This window comes from Acinetobacter sp. WCHAc060042, assembly GCF_003231195.1.
GTDB lineage: Bacteria > Pseudomonadota > Gammaproteobacteria > Pseudomonadales > Moraxellaceae > Acinetobacter.
Genome location: NZ_QKVN01000085.1, coordinates 1 through 3317, shown reverse-complemented (window position 1 = coordinate 3317; position 3317 = coordinate 1). Strand labels below are relative to the sequence as shown.

The following is a 3317-nucleotide window of genomic DNA, read 5'->3' as shown; positions in this document are numbered from 1 at the left end:
AATTAAAATAGAAATATGGTCTTGTGGAATACCTAACTCTGCTAAATGCTGAACTAGGAGTTGATACAGTCTTCGTTTAGTCTCTAGCGATCTTCCAACAAAGCAATCAACTTCAATCCAAGTAAAAGAAGCGGGTTGTGTTAAATAAAGTGGATACGCAAAATGCTCAGGTGCATGCTCAACTAAACGAATATTGCGATCATATTGGGGGAGTTGAAACGCAGTAGATAATGCCGTATGGACTGCTTCAATTATCGCTCGCGCTTCATCCTGACTATAGTTTTTACGAACATGAATTTGGGTACTTGGCATCACACATCCTCTATTCTTTTATTATTAAAGTTTTTCATTTTTGATATTCGTAACCACAGTGCGATTAAGCTGACCGTTTATCGTTATATCAGGCATAGCAACCAAATATTACATCAATATAACGCACTACGTTCTATACTTTCGCCCATCTGAACGTCGGGCAGCTTTGCGCAAAACGTTTTTATATAAAATCAATTAAAAACAAGAAGAACAGAGAACATCCTCATGCAACTGAGTACTACATATTTAACTGATTATTGCAAAATCTATGTCGCAGACCCTGAATATACGCAGGCAGATGCTTTAGCAGCCTATTGTAGAGTTCATCGTACTGAAATCATGCAACAACTCCATCAGCATGGGATTTTATTATTCCGCGGTTTCAAGATAGAACGCAGCTATGAATTCTACGAACTTATTGAACAACATTTACAACTTGAACCAAGGAATAGTATTACTCCCAATACGCAGGGCTGGTTTGCCACACTTATGCGTAAGCACAGTGAAAAACTTTTCGGTATAAATAATGAGAAGCTGTACCACAATCACAATATCGTACAATTGAAACCTCGTGAGAATGCCATTCAAAACTTACATATCCAAGGAAGTATGCATTCAACCCGATCACGTTATGTTGCACTGTTTTGCCAACGGACTTCCACTCATCTGGCCGAAACAGGTTTTAATGACTTAGAAAAAATTTGGAACCACTTTCCAACCAGTATTCAAAAAAAATATTTAGGCGCGTGGAGCCATTTTTCTTATATTTCAATCCGTAAACTCAATATATTAGACCGTTTACTATTAAAGAACAGCCCATTTCATTTAAGCAAGCTAGCCAATAAAAGAGCCAAACTCACCTTAAAACGCTCTCCCTTCGTCATCACTCATCCTGATACTCAAAGACTAGCGATCCAACCGTGGGTCTTTGCCAATAATACCCATACCTTTGCACACCACACGACACAAACTATATGTAAGCATCGCGGATCACTTCAATCAGGTTTTACAGCGAATCACATGCAATTGTCTTGGGAACTCTTCACATACACAGGTGAAAAAATTGAGTGGACGCATCAGGAAAAACAGCAATACTTTGATGCACTCTATCGCGATGCACTTTTAGTTCAATGGCAACAAGGAGATATCGCCTTAGTCGATAATATTAAAATTGCACATTGGCGTATCAATGATGGAAATGAAAACCATAACTTGCTTCAAATTCAAGCCAATGTTTTCCATGCCGATCTACACTCTGCTATTTAAAATTCATCGCTTAGTCATATTTCTTTTAATATGACTAAGGTTTGACCAGTTGAATTAAATCAGCATGCTTCCCATCCTCAATCACCCAAATACTGCCATCTTTCGCTTGTTGTAAACCACGGATACGTTGTTTCATATCTATCCGTTGAATTTCTTTTGCTGGCTGTGCTGTGGTGTCTACAATAATCAACGCTTCAGATGAAAGCCCGCCAATGATGGCTTTACCCTGCCACTTGGGAAACATCTGTCCCGTATAAAAAATCAAACTCGATGGAGAAATCACAGGGGTCCAGTCCAATTTCGGTGCTTCAAACTCAGGTCGCGTAACATGGTCAGGGATATTCAAACCACTATAATGATCACCATTGGAAACCACTGGATAACCATAGTTTTTCCCTTTCTGGATCAAATTAAGCTCATCACCACCTTTCGGACCCATTTCAACCACCCAAAGTTGACCTTGTTCATCAAAAGCCATACCTAAAGGATTACGATGCCCGAAACTCCAGACTTGTTTCGCTACTTCACCTTGCGACTGAAAAGGATTATCCACTATCACTGAGCCATCATCATTAATCCGAATGATTTTCCCAAGATTCGATGTCAAGTCTTGGGCAGGATCAAATTTCTGTCTCTCACCAGAGCTAATCCATAGTTTTCCAGAACCATCAAACAGTACACGATGTGCATAATGCCCTTGCCCACGAACCTTAGGTACCTGTTTCCAAATGGTTGTTATATTATCTAATTGTGGCTGTGCTTGATCTAAATTCAAATCTGCACGAATCACCACTGCACCATAGCCACCTTGCCCTGCTTCTGCATAACTGAGATACATTTGATGGTTTTGTGCAAACTTAGGATGTAAAACAATGTCCCCGAATCCACCCTGACCACCATAAGCCACTTTGGGTAAGTTTTTAATAAAGGTCTTTTTCTGATCTCTAGGATTAAATAAAATCAATTGCCCCGACTTTTCAGTAATCAATAAACGCCCGTCAGCTAACACAGCCAATGCCCATGGTTCATTAAACTCAGCGATACGTTTCATCTGTATAGATGTTACTGCAACAACTGAGCTAGGCTGATTTTCTTTCGACTGAGTTTCTGGTGGAGTTTGCGCATGGCATGCTGTTAGAACAGACAACACACTCAATGTAATCAGTCTATGAAAGGCTTTAATATTCATTCTTGTCTCATTTCTTCTATCACACTACTTACAATCCATTGTAGAAGAGAAATAAATGCTTGCAGTATAAGCTTTAGTAACAAGATGAATCCTTGTAAGTGAATGCTTACAAATACTGAAGAAAGTAACCACTAGCTTTAAAATAGGCGAAAACGTATATTTAAAATATCAGGAGACAGGATGTTTCCCAAACAAAAAACAACAATAATCAGTTTGAGCATCAGGATGTGAGATATGACAGGAGTTGTATCTAAGCACTGAAATACAAAGAAACCTTGACAGGATGTCGGGGTTTCTTTTTTTATTGAGCATATTAAAATCTAGATTAAACCCTGTTTTTAAATATTTTGCATGATCACGAGCTAAATATAGCTATTCTTTCCCAATGGATATAGATGAAATAACTGTTCAATTGCTCGAAAGATATTTGGAGAGTTAGTTAAAATTTCATTTTGTGAATAATAAATAATCAAATTTAAATGAAAAAATAAACCTATTAGGTTTTAAGGGTTATTTTTTAGCTAATCTTTATTTTTCTATTTTTCCCTTC

The 3317-nt window shown here is 38.0% G+C and carries 3 protein-coding genes; 1 reads left to right on the top strand and 2 read right to left on the bottom strand.

The genetic code is table 11. The features are described 5' to 3' along the window. Positions 1-312 (bottom strand): tautomerase family protein (locus DPG01_RS18200; protein WP_110975986.1); only part of this gene is annotated, 312 nt, incomplete at its 3' end. 225 nt (positions 313-537) lie between these two features. Here DPG01_RS18200 and DPG01_RS18195 point away from each other — a divergent pair. Then, positions 538-1578: a TauD/TfdA family dioxygenase gene (locus tag DPG01_RS18195; RefSeq protein ID WP_110975985.1), complete on the top strand. Its 1041-nt coding sequence runs from the start codon at positions 538-540 to the stop codon at positions 1576-1578. 34 nt (positions 1579-1612) lie between these two features. Here DPG01_RS18195 and DPG01_RS18190 read toward each other — a convergent pair whose 3' ends face one another. Further along, complete coding sequence (locus tag DPG01_RS18190; RefSeq protein WP_110975984.1) at positions 1613-2767, bottom strand: PQQ-dependent sugar dehydrogenase; 1155 nt, start codon at positions 2765-2767, stop codon at positions 1613-1615. Between the last annotated feature and the right edge of the window lie 550 nt (positions 2768-3317).

Bases quoted from the DNA above. Each gene is read 5' to 3' on its own strand.
- DPG01_RS18195 (WP_110975985.1), top strand. From the start codon at position 538: ATGCAACTGAGTACTACATATTTAACTGATTATTGCAAAATCTATGTC.
- DPG01_RS18190 (WP_110975984.1), bottom strand. From the start codon at position 2,767: ATGAATATTAAAGCCTTTCATAGACTGATTACATTGAGTGTGTTGTCT.